We start from the raw sequence: 15,984 nt of genomic DNA, 5'->3' as shown, positions 1-15,984 counted from the left end.
GCGCGGAAGCGGGGAATCGCGGACAGCATGAGGGATGCCTCCAACTGATCGAGGGTGTGAGGGGGCGACCCGCCCGGTTGTGAAAGCAGACCAGCGGGTGGAAGAGGTGGTGCGGGCTAGCAGCTACTCATGTCTCGCTCAACGACCTGAACCACCCCAATATGGGGGTGTGACCTGGTGGAGCCGGGCACGTCGTGGATACAGACCCCTCGGCTCCGAGCAGGGTGAGCGCCACATCCGCCACAGCACCGGGCCGGCGGGCGCGAGCTGCGCTGGCGCCCGCGGCACGTAGCCGAGCTGCCCGAGCACACTCTCGCGCGGCTCGGCGGTGACAATGGTCGTATAGGCCGGCTGGCCCACGTTGTCGAGCAGCCGATGACGGTGCTCCAGCAAGGCCACAGCCGCCTGCCCGCAGCCGGGCCGCGCCGCCAGCACCGCGAGGTGAGCATGCGGGCCGGCCGGAATCGTCGCATCGAGGCAGGCGTGCAGAAGAGCAAACCGGTCAGCGTGGCGTCCCAGCGCCTCGTGCAGCTCCTCAACGGTGACCCCGGCCGTCGGTCGCGGGAGGTGCCGTTCGTACCAGACAGACACCGCCGCATCCTGACCGGCGGTGTGGACCTGACCCGACCGCATGCCTGCGTTCAGCAGCAGCCGAGCGTAGGCACGCAGCAGCGGTGAACGTTCGCTCACCTCGGGAACCAACCACGCCCCAAGGGCTCCCACGGCGAGAGAATCGGCGACCAACGCCGAAAGGACATCGGTCTGCGCTTCGGTAGCGAATCGCACTGCCAGAGCCTCGGTGCTGCCCCCACGACCAACCCCGAAGACTTCAGACAGCAAAGAGGCGCGCTCGACCTCTGAGGCGCTGACGCGGATGATGCTTGCGTGCCCAGTCTGCACGGAGGCGTCGGCACAACGCAGTACGCCGCCGCCAACCGGCCTAGCAGGGGATGTCGTCGCCGCGACGCGCAGAGGTGAGCGCGCGGCCCGGACAGACCGCCGCCGCGTCACGAGCGATAGCAACCTCAACATGCCACGCTCTCCTTCCCACTGTGACGTCACGCCGCCGTCGTATAGCTGGCCGCTAATCCACGATTACTGACCTTGACGATGCTGGGAATGCCGACTTCCGGTCCGACTTCGCGTACCGACCTGCGGTCCGACCAGCCTCTGAACAGCGCAAACGCCCTAACACGACCAGCAGCAGCCACCTCACACGCCGCAACAAGGGGGTTACGCTGACTCCAATCAGATCGGCTGCCGCCGATCGGGCACGAGTGGTATCCGGAGGCTCACCGGTGCATCGCCCCAGTCCCTACGTCCGCCGGCAATGGCTCGCCCGCGAGATCCGCCGCCTCCGCGAAGAACACGGCATGACCGCCGACGCCCTCGCCCGCGGAGTTCATTTCCCGCGCCGACAACTGAGCGCCCTGGAGAACGGCCACCTCGGCCCGGACATCGACCTCGTCAGCGGAATCTGCGACTACCTCACGGTTGGCGAGCGCCGCCAGCAAGCGATCATGGACGCGGCCACCGATGGCTGGGCTCAAGGCTGGTGGGCACCGACCGTCCACCAAATGGGCCCCCGACAGGCCATCTACGCCGACCTCGAAAGCGGCACCCGCACGATCACCGAGTACGCCATCTCTCTGATCCCCGGCCTACTCCAAACGCCTGACTACGCCGCTGCGCGGCTTCGTAGTGAACCGGCCCGCCACGGCGACAGGTTCGATCCCGCTACTGCGGTCACCGCGCGGACCCGCCGGCAAAGCCTGGTGCTCGCCGCGGGCGGACCGCGCTACGAAGTCGTCATCGACGAGAGCGCGATCCGGCGACGCGCCGCTGACCCCGTTGTCGTCGCGCAGCAGCTTCGACACGTCATCGCCGTCTGCGCGAACCACCCAACCGTGGTCGTTCAGGTGCTGCCGTCCGACACATCGATCACCGGTCACAGCGCGCCCCGGTCGGCGTACTCGATCTACCGCTATCGCGACCCGGAAGGCTCACGAGCTGTCGCGGTCGACACCCTGACCCGCGACATCATTCACACCGATCCGGACGAGCTGGACCCCTACGTGAGCCTGCACGGCCGACTCAAAACCGCAGCCCTTCCTCCCGACTCAAGCATCCGTCTCCTCCGCGCCGCGGCGGAGAGCCTGACACCTACCGAAGGAGCCCCAGTATGACCATCCGGCCGAGCGCCCCGCTCATCTGGCGCAAGTCCAGCCGCAGCGACGACGGCAACTGCGTCGAGGTCGCCGACACTGACGAACGGATCCTGGTACGCGACTCCAAGGACAGCGCCGGACCGATGCTGCGATTCGCCCCCGATCGGTGGAGCACCTTCACGCAGGCCGTTCGTGATGGCGGTACTCGTCGCCAGCGCCCAGGGAGCATTAGCGGGACCTGAGCAGCTTGACGACACTGCAACCAGGGGCGCCGAGACCGGCTTTCCGGTCTCGGCGACACCGCTCAAGGCTGCCTTGACTCCGCGTAATGCTGAGGCCACGATGGCAGCAGCGAGCCTCGCGATGTCTCCACGGCCCAACGGAGTACGCCCGGGCGGGCTCGCACCTCTACGTAGGTCCGGTTGGCTTTACGGAAAGGTTTGTCGGTGCCTCGTCACCCGGACACTCCGATCATGGCGAACGCGCAGCTCGCCGCGAAGCGTGTGGGCTTGCCGTCACCGCGACGGCCCGGACAACGCATGTCCCGGACGGAGCTGGCCGACGCCGTGAACACCGCCCTGCACCAGCTCTACCCAAGTCACGACCTCACCGCCCAATGTGTCGACCACCGTTGGATCGGCAAGCTGGAACGCGGAGAACACCGATGGCCCAGCGAAGAACGGCGTGCCGCGTTACGACTAGCCCTCGGCGCCGCACGTGACACCGATCTCGGTCTCTACAGCCCACGGCGTTCCAACAGCGCAAGCCCGGATGTCGCGGACCGCCAGCAGCTCACCGGTTCCGGACTACGGGCCGGCCTAGTTCCCAGAGGCAATCTGCTGCAGCTCGGACGCTGCGCGCCTGCGCTGCCCGACGGTGACGTGCACCAAACCATCTCAGCCCCAGCAGGACAGCACTTCCCCGAAGCGTTGATCGACGTCGAGGTCTACCCGGCGGTCGACGATGGCCGCGTCCTCGCCACCATTCCCACAGGCGGTACAGAACGAAGGTGGCGTCGCGCAGTCCAGCGGCGGCTGATCCTCGGATATGTCGACACACCGGATCGTGCCGGCATGTTCGCGCTCGACTCTCGCCAGGCGGATCGGCATCTGGTCGAAGCCGGCCGGGATGCCCGCCTGCTCATCCCTCGCGCGTACCAGCTCGACGCGATCACCACCGGGGTTGTCTGGGCGGTGACAAACCTCGACCAGTCGCTGCTACTGGACGACGCCCGCTTAGACGCCGCCCGGGCCGCGGCGTCGCCGTACAGAGACTTGACCCGGTCCGCCGCCAGCCACGACATCACAGAGAACCTGGATCCGGTGTCCCGGCTCTGGATGGGATCGGCGTTCTGCGCCGAGCACATCCGCCGCCACAGCCACATCCTGTCCGACGTGCCCGTCTACTGGACCCGCGAGCAACGTGGGGAGGAAGCCAGCACGTGGCTGCTGTTCCGCCACAAACTGCGGTACCTGCGCGACACCACCGAGCGATTCCGGAGCACGTCCCAACCGATGACCAGGATGTTCTGCCTCCCCCCGCAGACGGTGGCCGCGTCATCGATGCCTGAACGGATCCTGCTGCTCCTCGCCATGGCACTGATGGAATCCGTCGGAATCCACACCGCGGTCACCGACGACCCGGAGTACACCGCGCTGCCCGGGCTTGTCATGGACAACAGAAGCGCGATCCAGGCCACCTGGATCCGCAGCGACGACGTCTGGCACGTCGATGTCACCGACCATCCCCGCACCGTCGCCACCTACCGCGATGCTCTCGGCGACGTGCTAGCTCACTCCGTGATCGCTAGCACCACCCCAGGCGGGCGACTCCATCGCCTGGCCGACCACCTGAGCCTCGACTGGCGCTGGCTGCAAGGCCGCTGCGCGGACCTCGGTCAGTACGGCTTCCTCGGACTCGCCGAGCCCCGAAGCCGTCTACTCTCCCTCGACGGCGTCGACCAGGCATGCCGCTTCATCGGCACATTGCCGTAATAGGCTCCCCGCACCCGCCGCGACCGCCGGAAGGAACGATCGTGTCCCCGACCCCGCCAGAATCCGTGCCGAACGTCGTCGTGTTCGGTCTTGGGGGCACGATCGCCATGACCAGCGGCACCGGCGACGGCGTCAATCCCACGCTGTCCGCTCGCGACCTGGTTGACGCTGTACCTGGACTGGCCCAGACCCGAATCGGCATCAAGGTGGTCGACTTCCGCCGCCGCCCCGGCGCCTGCCTCACCTTCGCTGACATTGCCGCGCTCGCTGCGGCGGCGACCGCCGAACTCGACAACGGCGCCACCGGCGTCGTCGTCACCCAAGGCACCGACACAATCGAGGAAACCGCCTACCTGCTCGACCTGCTGCACCACCGCCCCGAACCCCTGATCGTCACCGGCGCGATGCGCAACCCCACCCTCGCCGGCGCGGACGGACCCGCCAACCTCCTCGCCGCGATTCAAACCGCTGCCTCCACCACCACCTGCAACCAGGGCTGCCTCGTCGTCTTCGCCGACGAAATCCACTCCGCCCGCCGAGTCACCAAGACCCACTCGACCAGCGGAAGCACCTTCCGCTCGCCGGACACCGGCCCCATCGGGTACGTCGTGGAAGGCGCCGTGCAGCTGCTGACCCACGTGCCGTACCGACTCACCATCCCCACCCCACACCAAAACGAGCGCCCCCGCGTCGGCCTCTACACGGTCAGCCTCGACGACGATCCGACCATCCTTCATGCCATGGCCGACCGCTGCGACGGCCTCGTCATCGCAGGCTTCGGAGTCGGCCACGTACCCGAACCCCTCGTCGGCCCGCTCACCACCCTCGCCGCCCAGATCCCGGTCGTTCTCGCCTCCCGCACTCCGGCCGGCCCGACACTCACCCACACCTACGGCTTCCCCGGCTCCGAACGAGACCTCATCAACCGCGGACTCATCCCCGCCGGCTGGCTACACCCCTACAAGGCCCGCATCCTGCTCCACGCCCTCCTCGCCGCACAGATCAAGCCACAGGACATCACCACCGCATTCGCTGTCGCCGGCAACCGCACCGATCCTTCCTCGTGGCCCTGGCCCCATCCATCCCACATCCACGATCGAGCGGAGGCTCCAGCAGCGCATGCGTAGCCACGACCTGACCCCAGGACGCATGATCGGCGTGGTCTTCGACCACGGCGACGACTTCTTCACCGCCCTCGCCGACGCCTGCCGCACCCACCACATCAAGCAGGGCTACATCCCGATGTTCATCGCCGGCCTGTCAACCGCGAAGATCGTTGGCACCTGTCGACGCCTCGACAACCCCGATGCCCCCGTCTGGAGCCACGTGGACCTCACCAACGTCGAAGCGCTCGGTGGCGGCACCATCGCCTGGGACGACACCAACCAGACGATCCTCCCGCACATCCACCTCACCGCCGGGCTTAAGGAACACAGCGCTACCGCTCACACCAGCCACCTGCTGGACGCCACCGTCCAATTCCTCACCGAAATGCTCATCATCGAGGTCGCTTCACCCGCCATGCGTCGACTACCAAACACTGGCCTCTACGACGTTCCACAACTACATCTCGACTAGCGCCCCCGGACCGGGCTTCGGAGGGAGGTAAAAGATGGCCCGCCACCCCGACACAATCATCACGCCCAACACGCTGCTCGCCCGGGCCCGCCAGCGCCTTGCATCACCGCAACGGCCCGGCCAGCACCTGTCGCGAGCCGAACTGGCAGATGCCATCAACGCGGCTCTCGATCGCCTCTACCCCGGCCGAAGCCTCACCGCTTACTACGTTGACCACCGCTGGGTCGGCAAACTCGAACGCGGCGAACACCGCTGGCCCAGCCACGAACGGCGCACTGCCACTCGCCAGGTGCTCGGTGCCGCGACAGACGCCGATATCGGCCTCTACAGCCCTCGACGTACCGAGGGCCAGGCGATCTCCGATCGCCAGCAAGTGACGGCTGCATGGTTCGGCAAGCTGCCAGGTGCCCTTGCTCAGCTTCCGGGACCGTGGACGTCCGGATCGGAATTGCAGGCACCGGCCAGAATCGAGTCGCCTCATGTCGAGGCGCTTAAACGCAGCATCACCCTGTTCGAGGAGTGGGACCACCAGCACGGTGGTGGACTCGCCCGTGCAGCGATGGCCGGTCAGCTCGAATGGGCTTGCCGGGTCGCCCGCCAGGCGTCGGCAACGGAAGCAGTACGTCGTACCTGGCTGTCGACGGCAGCACGACTTGCTGACCTTGCCGGATGGGCATGCTTCGATTCAGGTGATAGACCCAGCACAGCCCAGCGATACCTCGTTATGGCGATTCAGATGGCCAGCGAAGCCGAGGACGTGCAGCAGCGGGCACACACCGCCACCACCTTGAGCAGGCACCTCACTTACGTCGGGCAGGTCTCGGACGCTCTTGATGTGATTGGTCTCGTCCACTCAGAATGGCGGAAAATCCCTCCGCTGGGACGTGCGGCGGTTCGGATCGTGGAGGCTCGCGCCTACGCAAGGAGCCATGACGGCGCAGCGTGCATACGTGCGGTCGCTTTATGTGATGAGGAGTTCACGGCCAGCGGATTGGATGGGCCGGAAAATCCAGTTTGGGGCTACTACGCCGATGTCGGCCAGATTCTCGGCGATGCTGGCCATGCTCTCTTCGATGTCGCCGTAACGACCGACAAACACCAGCAGGCGGACACACTTCTCAATCGATTGCAGTCCGCGTACTCCTACCATCCGACGGAAGCTGCCAGATCGCGGGCCCTCACGATGATTCGGATCGCCTACCTCCAGATATGCAATGGTAATTTTGCCGGTGGATTGAACTCGATACAGGCTGGCTTGGCAGATGCACGGGGCGTCCACTCCAGCCGGCTACGGGATGACCTTCTCGCCCTTGGCTCCATCCTCGCAGACGCAGATCCGGAGCCAAACCTTGCAGGTGAGCTGGAGGCAGCGCGGGCGCACGTAGCTGAGGCTGTGCGCTCACAAATCTAATAGCCCGTCCAGCCGGCAGGAGCAGTTCCGTCTCGCAACGTATCGATACGATGCCTCAGCTGACGTTGTCGTTGCGGATCATTGTCCGCTGATTGAGCCAGCCATAAAGTCATTCGCAGCATGCGAGCCAGTCGCAGCTCCGACCACGACGGGGTCAGGCGAACATCGAACCCGTACGTCTGAACGAAGTCAACGTACTCCTTATCGGTGAACCACCCACACTCGTAGTAGAGGGCCGTCAGGGTCAGATCCCATTCCGGCGGTCCGATACATATTGTCTCAAGATCCACGAATGCTTCTCGGCCGCCTGCCGTCACTAGGAGATTTTCCATATGCGCATCGCCATGCAGCACCGCCTCGCCGAGCGTGAATTCCGCGGCGGCCCACCGAGCCGAGAGTTGATCGCGGAGTTGGCGCAGGAAAATGCGGTCGTTGAAGTCGAGGTAGGCGCCCGTCTGTAACCGCTCTTCGAACCTGTCAAACGGCGATAAGCAGGGCAATAGATTTGCCGGGATGGCAACCGCGTGTAGCCGACGCAGGCACTTGGCGAGGGTGACCAAGTCGGCCGGCCGGCTATCGGCCAGGTACTCCCACAGCGACACCACGTACTGTCCGACGATTACGGGCTCCGACCGTGCGGGGTGAACAACAGGCACCTGGCGCGAGGCGAGCCAGGCAGCAATGTCGATCTCCCGACGGGGGTCGCTCCCCTTGGCTGCCTTTGGTACCACTCGTGCCAGCACACCAGCGCTAGGCAGCAGGACCACACCGTTCTCGCCCACACGCACCACGCTGGCGTCGTGAGTCGGAAGGCCCGCTCCGGTGACCGCCAACTTCACCGCGTCGATCGCCTCTTCCGCACGCACGCGACCATCCTCCCCTCGACCCGGCCAGACCGCCTCGGTGGCTTCCCGGCCGGCGCCGACGTGCCAGTTCCGGCCTCACGCGTTATAGGCTGGCAGACGGCATGGTCGGCCTTGGCTGCGGGCAGCGCATCAGTGCATACCGGGTTCAGCGATACCGGCTCGCGCTTGACACGACCTCGGCCGGCGAAGGCGAACACGCACACCCGTACTTCCGGGCGAGATATCAGCCAACTCGAAACCCGCCGGCGTAAGGTCTGTGGTGGCTGCCGCGAGACCGCCCGTCGGCGAGGCCTTTTCGACAGCGACCACGATTTCATCGACGCAGTCAAAGTTGTCGTGAAGTGCGCCGGAGTGGTGGGCTCCAACGGCGAGGATGGTTCGGGACCCGGTGGTGTAGCAGGCCGACAGCCATGGTCGGAGCTCACCGTCCAGGTCGTCGGGCAGTGTAAAGTGTTCGGGCGCGTGGCCGCCTGGGACGCCCTCCTCGGGAGTTTTGTCGCTGAGCACAAGGTCTGTCCTACTGCGCAAGTCCGCAGTCAGCTGCTCGTTGGCCTGGTGGCTGTCCTTGTTGGTGAGCGCGTAGGACCAGGTCAGGTGGGGCCGGTGGCGTCGGGTGGCGGTGAGCCAGGGGCCGAGGACGGTGAGGGTCTCGTTGGGGAGCACGTTGGTCTCCACGTCGATACCGTGGGCGGCGAGTACGGCGGCACCTCCGTCGCCTCGGGAAGTCGGATCGATGACGCTGATGACGACGCGGGTGATGCCGGCGTTGATCAGTTCTTGACGGCAGGCCGGGGTAACGCCGGTGTGGTTGCAGGGTTCGAGCGTGACGACGGCGGTGCCGCCTCGCGCTGCCGCGCCGGCTGCTTTGAGTGCGTTGACCTCGGCATGGGGCTTCTCCCTTGCGTCGGTGGTAGCCGGTACCGACCGTGACGCCGTGGCGGTCGAGGATGACGCAGCCGACGGGTGGGTTGGGGCTTGTGGTGCCTAGGCCGAATGACGACAGGGTGATTGCCTGTCGCATTGCGGCCCGCTCGGCGTCGGATGCCATCAGATGGTGGTTCCCTTGAGTTCGTTGAGGAAGGCGCGGACCTCTGGCAGTTGCTGGTGTCCGTTGATCGCGGCGCCGAGGTGTACGAGTCGTTGCAGGATTCGTCGTGATCCGGCCCGGCGTACGATCGGTACCGCGTGGTGTGCCGTCGCTGCGGCGAGTTCTGGTTGGTTCGCCGCGAGGTGGGCTTCTGCCTTGTTCGTCAGTGCGGAGGCGAAGTCTTGGCGGTGGCGTCGGGGAATCGTAGGGAGGGCTTCGTCGAGTACCGCGATTGCTTCCTGTGGGCGCTGCGCTAGGCGAAGGCATGCTCCGCGGTGCACCTCGATGTAGCCGCTGGTGCAGAAGGAGCCGTGCTCGCCTTCCGGCTGTCCCGACTGGCGGTCTGCTGCCCAGCGGTGCGCGTCGTCGAGCAGGCGCATAGCCATGTGGTGGTCGCCGGCGGCTGCCAGGGCGTGCGCGTGCTGGACACGCATCGCCGAGCGCATCGGCGCGGGCAGCTTCTGGTCATAGCGCAGCGCGGCTTCTGCCTGCACTACGGCTTCGTTGGTGTGTCCGCCGGTCAACCACTGTTGGCTGCTGCGGTATCTGGCCCAAGCGGTCATTGTCGGGTCGCCGATCTGGCCGGCCCATGCGAATGCCTGTCGGGTACGGCGGTGGCCAGCGACGGGGTCGTTGAGGGACTGGTGCAGCCATGCCGCGGATTCGGCGTACTGGGCGGCGAGGCGGATGACTGCGGGACGTAGCGCCTCGGGGACGTCCTTCGACAGATCCTCGATAGCCGCCAGTTGCCTTGCAACGCCCATCAGTGCGTACTCAGGGCCGAAGACCTTGTCGTTCTGGACCAGGAGGCGCCACTCTTCGCGCAGCAGAAGGATGGTCTCCTCCCAACTGCCTGGTCGAAGCTCGGTCGCTTCGCCGTCGTCGCGCGTATGGTCACTTCATCGAGGGCTGTAGAGGTCGAGCTCGGCGTCGCAGGTGGCACCGAGTACCTGACGAAGGGCGGCTCGACGCGCTTCGCTGGGCCAGCGATGTTCTCCTCGCTCCAGTGTGCCGACCCAGCGGAAGTCCACGTACTGGGTGGTGACGTCTCGGCCGGAGCAGCTGGCGTCGAGTGCCGCGTTGACCGCGTCGGCCAGCTCGGTGCGGGACATGCACTGGCCGGAGCGTCTGGGCGAGAGCAGGCGTTGCCGGGCGCCGCCGAGCGCGGAGTTGGGCTTGATCGTGGTGTCTGGATGGCGAGGCATTGTCTCCCCGTTCAACCGATAGGGCGGCCCTGCCGACTATGCCACCGATGTCCCTGACTTGAGCACCGGCCGCGCTGCCGGGCCGAGGACCGAAGCGGGTGTCGGCAAAGTCGGACCGTAAGTCGGTATTCCCTCCTCCTTCACGATGGGTGATCGTGTGAGGCGTACTGAGTGAGGCATCGGGCCGGACGGAAACGATGGCAGCCGAACACTGATACCAGCAGGCGAGGCTCCAGGGTTGGCGGGCCAAGGGTCACGCTGGCCCTGTTGATCTCCCGACCACGAATACCGCGCTTGGTACTCAAGCGCGGCGTCGGCGAGCAGTACCCCATGCAGTAACGGGGAGGGTAGTGGTCTTGGTGACGCAGAGGATGGGTGGCGCATAGATGGATGTCGGCACGATGAGCGGTGAGCGTCTGCGTGAGGCGATGGTGGATCAACTGGTCGCCGATCATGCAGCTAAGGGGCTGGTGATGCGGCCTGATGTGGAGGCGGCCCTACGGGCGGTGCCTCGGGAGCTGTACACGCCGGGCGTTGCGGTGCAGGAGGCATACCGTGGCGATGTCGCTGTGATCACCAAGCGTCGGGGTGATGAGACGGTGAGTTCTGTTTCGGCGCCGTGGTTGATCGCGGAGATGCTCGGTCAGGCGGCCGACGCCCTCGGTGGCGGCTTCAAGGGCCGCCATGTGCTGGAGATCGGATCGGGTGGCTACAACGCGTCGCTGCTGCGAGAGCTGGTGGGCGCGTCGGGTTCGGTCACGACCGTGGATATCGATCCTGAGGTGACCGAGCGGGCCGTGGCGTGTCTGGCGGCGGCGGGGTACAGCGATGTCAGGGTGGTGTGTGCGGACGCCGAGCAGCCCATTGAGTCGGGTCACCAGTTCGATGTGATCATTGTGACGGCCGGCGCGTGGGACATCGCTCCGGCCTGGATAGCGCAGCTCGTCGAGGATGGCGTTCTGGTGGTGCCGCTGCGCACGTTCGGGATGACGCGGTCGTGGGCGCTGCGCCGCGTGGGCGACCGGCTGGTCAGTTGTAGCCAGCGGCTGTGCGGGTTCGTGGCGATGCAGGGTGTCGGAGCCCACGAGGTGCGGTACGTCGACATCGCCGAGGGCGTCCACCTGCGCCTCGACGAGGGCCAGCAGGTCGACCGGGACGTCTTCGGCGCGCTGCTGTCGCAGCCGCGACAACAGGCGTGGGCCGAAGTGAGCTTGCCGCCTCCGACGGTGCTGGCCGACCTGGACCTGTGGCTAGCGGTACGTCTCGCCGCCGAGGTGGATCAGTTCGTGGTGCTCTCGGCGCAGCAGGAGGCGGTGGACGCGGGCACCGTCGATCCTGCGTGGCGGTTCGGCACACCCGCCGCCCTAACCGAGGGGACGTTCGTCTACCGCTCGGCCTTGGGCTGGACCGACGACATGTTCGACCTCGGCGCGTGTGCCCACGGGCCTCACGCCGCCGCGGCGACTGAGTCGATGGTGACGCACATGCGCACGTGGGTGGACGCTGGCGAGCCCTCTCCGGTGCTGCACGTCCTGCCCGCACGGACTCCCGACGGCGACCTGCCGGCCGGGACGGTGTTGGACAAGCGGCACAGCCGCCTCGTCCTCACCTTCACCCCCGCATAGGAAGGAAAAGCCAGTGGAGAACACGGAACTCGACGAGTTCGACCTGGACATCACCCTCGTGGATGCCGGCCCCGCCGCCAGCGGATACGCCACCAGCACCGACGACAACTGCGGCTCGGGCAACACGGGCTCCCAGGCCTGCTCCGGCGGCAGCAAGTAACCGATCCGGCACCCTTTACCGGCCCGGCGTCCACGGACGCCGGGCCCCCAGTTTCGGTAGGCATCATGCTTTCCCCAGTTGGTGCGGCGCTCATCAGAGTCGCCGCATACCCGAACGACCTGGTGCTACCCGCGTTGCCTGACCTGATCGCCGGTCAACCCGAGCAGTGGCGGCAGTGGCTGAGCACCGCGTGGGCTCTACCGGGATTCGCTACGGCTGTCGCTTCCGCCACACCTGGTTTGGCTAGGCAGGTTGCCGAGATTCTGGCCGGCGAGCCGACGTCACCGCATCGGCTCCGACGCCTGGTCGAGGCGGCGGTCCGCTACCTGCTGAGGTGGACGAGCCGCGCGACTCCGTTCGGCACGTTCGCCGGGATAGCTCCGGTCGACTTCGGCACCCACGCATCCGTGCGCTGGGGCGAGGAACATCAGGTCGTGAGCCGCCCCGATGGGCAGTTCATCGCCGAGCACACCACGCGAGCCGAGCAGGATCTGCGCACGCTGCGCGACGTTGCGGTGGTGACGAACTCGCTGGGATACCGACGCGACGGGCGGTGGGTGCTGCCCTGCGCCCGCGCGGACGCCGACCGCAGGTGGGATGTCGAGATCCGCCTGACCCAGCCGATGCGGGCGGCACTTCGCGCGGCGCAGTCCCCGGTCATGTTCGCTGAGCTCGCCGCGATGATTGCTGGGCCCACAGGTGCCGGGACCGACGCCGCTGAGCGGCTGTTGGCGTCGCTGGTCCGCACAGGTGTGCTGCTGTCGGCGCTGCGGCCAGCGATGACCGTCACCGACCCGGCCGCTCATCTAGCCAGCCACGTCCCGATGCCCGATGCGGGCAGTCGGGTCGCGGTCGACCTCCGGGTCGACGTGTCGGTGACGCTGCCGCCAGCGGTGCTGCATGAGGCCGGCCGCGCCGCGTCGACGCTGACGGCGGTGGCGCCGCTCATGCCAGCTTGGACCGAGTACCACCGCGCGTTCATCCAGCGATGGGGTCCCGGCGTGGCGGTACCGCTACGCGATGTCCTGAACGTGCTGGGCTTCCCCACCGGATACCGGGGCTCCACCCGGCGGATGCCCCCAGTGTTCGGCACCCGCGACCGGCTACTCGCACAACTTGCGCAGCAGTCGGCACTCGACGACTGCGCGGAGGTGATTCTCGACGACGAGCTAATCGGCCGTCTGCGGGGCGACGATGACCGTCCGCCAATCCCGCACACCGAACTACGGTTCACCCTCGCCGCCGCGACCGCGCAGGACCTGGATCGCGGCGCGTTCACGTTGACGGTGGTCAGCGGGGCCCGCCACGCGGGGGTGTCCGCCAGCCGGTTCCTGCACCTGCTCACCGAGGCGGAACTAGCGTCATTCCAGCGTGTCTACCGCAACCTTCCGACTGCCTTGTCGAACGCGGACACCGTTCAGCTGTCCGGACCGCCGCTAGAGGCTCGCCTGGCGCCGGTCGCCCGGACACCCGAGCTACTGCCGGTCCTCCCCGTCGGCGACTTCTACCCCGACCCGCCGCGCACGGTCAACGACCTCGCCGTGACGGGCGACGGCCAGCGCCTGTGGCTGGTGTCGCAGACCAGCGGGCAGCCGGTCGAGCCACTGCTCCTCAACAGCGTTCTCCTGCCCGGCCTGCAGCAGCCCCTGATGCGGTTCCTGACGGAAATCTGGACGGCCTGGACGGCTCCCTGCAGCAGATTCGACTGGGGACACGCAAGCGGCCTGCCGTTCCTGCCCCGCGTCCGACGCGGACATAGCGTCGTGCATCCCGCCCGCTGGATCATCGACCAATCCGCCCTTCCCCGCACGACGTCCTGGCCGCGGTGGCGCGACGCCTGGCAGCGATACCGCACACAGCACCGCCTCCCAGACGAGGTCCTGATCGGCGACGACGACGTGCAGTTACGTCTGCACCTCGACGACACCACCCACCTGGCGGTACTGCGCAGGCACCTTGAGCGGCATGACCGCACCGTCATGATCGAAGCCCCTGGCACGGCCGGCTGGATCGGCGGCAGGCCCGCCGAACTCCTCATCACCCTGGCCAGCACCACACCCGCTGTCCGGCCGAGCCGACCGGTCCGGGCCGCGACCGCACTACAACACCGGCCCGGACAACCACCATGGCTGGAGGTTCGTCTCCACGGCCACCTCGATGACATCCTCGCCGACCTCGCCCGCCGAGCCGACACCCTCCTCACCCCGGGCTGGTGGTTCCTTCGCTACCCCGACCCCGAGCCCCATCTGCGGCTACGCATACCCGCTGACGGCCCCGACGGCTACACCGCTACCACCGCACGCCTCGCTCGCTGGGCACAACACCTCGACGACGACGGCGTCCTGAACGACTACAGTCTGCACACCTACCGGCCCGAGGCCCGCCACGGCACCGGACCCGCACTCGCCGCCGCCGAAGCGGTATTCGCCGCCGACTCTGCCGCCACCCTGCACCGACTGACCGGCGACCGCCAGGCCACCACCGCCGCCAGCACGATCGCCATCGCCGACAGCTTCACCAGCGGCCACGGGAAACAATGGCTCGCCACCCACGTACCCCACCGCAGTGGTCCCCGCCTCGACCCCACGCAGCTCGCGCTCGCCCGCATCCCCTACCGCGACGACAACCTGAATGCCGCACTGGCCGCCTACCGGACGCTGGCCCACACCGACAACCTCGACCTCGACCAGGTGCTGGCCGACCTGCTGCACCTGCACCACGCCCGCATGATCGGCGTCGACACCGCCAGCGAACGGCACTGCCTGCGCCTGGCCCGGACCATCGCCCGCGCCGCCGAAGCCACGTCATGATCCCCGGGCAGTCCCTCGCTGACGGCGCCGCTGGCGTGGCCCTCGCGCACATCGAATCCGGCAACTGGCCAGCCGCGTCCGCAGCACTACAAACCGCCATCGCCGACGGCGTCACCATCGCCGCAGGAGCCAGCCTCTTCTACGGCGCCCCCGCCCTCGCGTTCGTCCTCGCCACGGCCAACCAACCACGCCTGGCCCGAGCACGAGCCACCGCCGCGGCCGGGACCGCCACCGTCACCCGGCAGCGGCTCCACGCCGCTCACCGCCGCATCGACTCCCACCAGCAGCCGCACTACGCCGAATACGACCTCATCCGCGGCCTCACCGGCCTCGGCGTCGCCCTACGCCGCCTCGGCGACCACCACCTGCTCCGTGAAGTATTGGACTACCTGGTCCGCCTCACCGAACCCATCAACGACCTACCCGGCTGGTGGTGCGCCAACGGACCCGACCGCCACCAGCCTCCGCCACCCGGCGGCCACGCCAACCACGGCATCGCCCACGGCATCACCGGTCCACTCGCGTTGCTCGCCCTCACCTTCCGCGACGGCATCACCGTCGAGCACCACACCGAGGCCATCACCCGCATCTGCCGATGGCTGGACACCTGGCAACAGCACACCGACGGGGCCACCTGGTGGCCGCAGACCCTCACCCTCACCGACCTACACCGCGGCGCACCCACACAACAACAGCCCTTACGCCCCTCCTGGTGCTACGGCACCCCCGGCATCGCCCGGGCCCTCCAACTGGTCGCTCTCGCCCTGCACGACACCACCCGCCAGCACCTCGCCGAGACAGCGTTCACCACCTGCGTCAACGATTCCGCACAAACTGACCGGCTCACCGACCGCACCCTCTGCCACGGCACCGCCGGACTCCTGGCCATCGCACGACGCATCGCCGCAGACGCCCTCACCCCCACACCCCTCACACCACTGACACACCTACACCACCACGCTGCTGCTCCCGTAAGCGACGAGGCCACCGGTCTGCTGGAGGGCACCGCCGGCTACGCCCTCGCCGAAGCCCCCACCACCACAACGACGTGGGACGCCTGCCTCCTGCTCATCTGACGAA

At 67.4% G+C, this 15,984-nt stretch carries 15 protein-coding genes and 1 pseudogene; 10 read left to right on the top strand and 6 right to left on the bottom strand.

Features of this window, described 5'->3' with window-relative positions:
• Nucleotides 1–138: 138 nt before the first annotated feature.
• Nucleotides 139–786, bottom strand: coding sequence for an N-acetyltransferase (locus ACIA6B_RS08030; RefSeq protein WP_396772038.1), 648 nt, complete (start codon nucleotides 784–786; stop codon nucleotides 139–141).
• 491 nt (nucleotides 787–1,277) lie between these two features.
• Between ACIA6B_RS08030 and ACIA6B_RS08025 the strand changes: the two genes are divergently transcribed.
• The 6 genes from ACIA6B_RS08025 to ACIA6B_RS08000 all read left to right on the top strand — a co-directional run bounded on the left by ACIA6B_RS08025 (nucleotide 1,278) and on the right by ACIA6B_RS08000 (nucleotide 7,151).
• The gene (locus ACIA6B_RS08025) at nucleotides 1,278–2,186 is read left to right on the top strand and encodes a Scr1 family TA system antitoxin-like transcriptional regulator (protein ID WP_396772037.1); all 909 of its coding nucleotides are present in this window, start codon (nucleotides 1,278–1,280) and stop codon (nucleotides 2,184–2,186) included.
• The gene (locus ACIA6B_RS08020; protein ID WP_396772036.1) at nucleotides 2,183–2,410 is read left to right on the top strand and encodes a DUF397 domain-containing protein; all 228 of its coding nucleotides are present in this window, start codon (nucleotides 2,183–2,185) and stop codon (nucleotides 2,408–2,410) included. The genes ACIA6B_RS08025 and ACIA6B_RS08020 overlap by 4 nt, the downstream gene beginning before the upstream one ends.
• 231 nt (nucleotides 2,411–2,641) lie before the next feature.
• Nucleotides 2,642–4,162 (top strand): XRE family transcriptional regulator, encoded by a 1,521-nt coding sequence (locus ACIA6B_RS08015; protein WP_396772034.1) that lies wholly within the window; start codon nucleotides 2,642–2,644, stop codon nucleotides 4,160–4,162.
• Between the two features lie 41 nt (nucleotides 4,163–4,203).
• Nucleotides 4,204–5,289, top strand: a complete 1,086-nt coding sequence (locus tag ACIA6B_RS08010; protein WP_396772033.1) for an asparaginase — start codon at nucleotides 4,204–4,206, stop codon at nucleotides 5,287–5,289.
• On the top strand, nucleotides 5,282–5,740 hold the full coding sequence (locus ACIA6B_RS08005) for a PPC domain-containing DNA-binding protein (RefSeq protein ID WP_396772032.1): 459 nt from the start codon (nucleotides 5,282–5,284) through the stop codon (nucleotides 5,738–5,740). The genes ACIA6B_RS08010 and ACIA6B_RS08005 overlap by 8 nt, the downstream gene beginning before the upstream one ends.
• A 34-nt stretch (nucleotides 5,741–5,774) precedes the next feature.
• Nucleotides 5,775–7,151: a hypothetical protein gene (locus tag ACIA6B_RS08000; RefSeq protein WP_396772031.1), complete on the top strand. Its 1,377-nt coding sequence runs from the start codon at nucleotides 5,775–5,777 to the stop codon at nucleotides 7,149–7,151.
• Here ACIA6B_RS08000 and ACIA6B_RS07995 read toward each other — a convergent pair.
• The 5 genes and pseudogenes from ACIA6B_RS07995 to ACIA6B_RS07975 all read right to left on the bottom strand — a co-directional run bounded on the left by ACIA6B_RS07995 (nucleotide 7,148) and on the right by ACIA6B_RS07975 (nucleotide 10,309).
• On the bottom strand, nucleotides 7,148–8,017 hold the full coding sequence (locus ACIA6B_RS07995) for a phosphotransferase enzyme family protein (protein ID WP_396772030.1): 870 nt from the start codon (nucleotides 8,015–8,017) through the stop codon (nucleotides 7,148–7,150). The two genes, ACIA6B_RS08000 and ACIA6B_RS07995, sit on opposite strands and share 4 nt — an antisense overlap.
• A gap of 129 nt (nucleotides 8,018–8,146) precedes the next feature.
• A complete protein-coding gene (locus ACIA6B_RS07990) occupies nucleotides 8,147–8,692 on the bottom strand; it encodes a hypothetical protein (protein WP_396772029.1) in 546 nt (181 codons plus the stop codon).
• A gap of 75 nt (nucleotides 8,693–8,767) precedes the next feature.
• Nucleotides 8,768–8,902 (bottom strand): annotated as a pseudogene (locus ACIA6B_RS07985) (riboflavin biosynthesis protein RibD); the annotation flags it as partial.
• 162 nt (nucleotides 8,903–9,064) lie between these two features.
• Nucleotides 9,065–9,868, bottom strand: coding sequence for a hypothetical protein (locus ACIA6B_RS07980; protein ID WP_396772028.1), 804 nt, complete (start codon nucleotides 9,866–9,868; stop codon nucleotides 9,065–9,067).
• 135 nt (nucleotides 9,869–10,003) lie between these two features.
• Entirely contained in the window at nucleotides 10,004–10,309 is a 306-nt protein-coding gene (locus ACIA6B_RS07975) for a hypothetical protein (RefSeq protein WP_396772027.1), read from the bottom strand.
• A 428-nt stretch (nucleotides 10,310–10,737) separates the two neighbouring features.
• On the opposite strand from ACIA6B_RS07975, the gene fxlM reads away from it, so the two are divergent.
• The 4 genes from fxlM to ACIA6B_RS07955 all read left to right on the top strand — a co-directional run bounded on the left by fxlM (nucleotide 10,738) and on the right by ACIA6B_RS07955 (nucleotide 15,980).
• Nucleotides 10,738–11,934: a methyltransferase, FxLD system gene (gene fxlM, locus ACIA6B_RS07970; RefSeq protein WP_396772095.1), complete on the top strand. Its 1,197-nt coding sequence runs from the start codon at nucleotides 10,738–10,740 to the stop codon at nucleotides 11,932–11,934.
• 13 nt (nucleotides 11,935–11,947) lie between these two features.
• The gene (locus tag ACIA6B_RS07965) at nucleotides 11,948–12,094 is read left to right on the top strand and encodes an FxLD family lanthipeptide (RefSeq protein ID WP_396772026.1); all 147 of its coding nucleotides are present in this window, start codon (nucleotides 11,948–11,950) and stop codon (nucleotides 12,092–12,094) included.
• A gap of 65 nt (nucleotides 12,095–12,159) precedes the next feature.
• Complete coding sequence (locus tag ACIA6B_RS07960; RefSeq protein ID WP_396772025.1) at nucleotides 12,160–14,904, top strand: lantibiotic dehydratase; 2,745 nt, start codon at nucleotides 12,160–12,162, stop codon at nucleotides 14,902–14,904.
• A complete protein-coding gene (locus ACIA6B_RS07955; RefSeq protein WP_396772024.1) occupies nucleotides 14,901–15,980 on the top strand; it encodes a lanthionine synthetase C family protein in 1,080 nt (359 codons plus the stop codon). Before ACIA6B_RS07960 ends, ACIA6B_RS07955 begins: the two co-directional genes overlap by 4 nt.
• Nucleotides 15,981–15,984 lie beyond the last annotated feature (4 nt).

It is taken from the genome of Micromonospora sp. NPDC051141, assembly GCF_044455765.1.
Classification (GTDB): domain Bacteria; phylum Actinomycetota; class Actinomycetes; order Mycobacteriales; family Micromonosporaceae; genus Micromonospora.
This window is presented reverse-complemented; position numbering and strand designations above follow the sequence as displayed.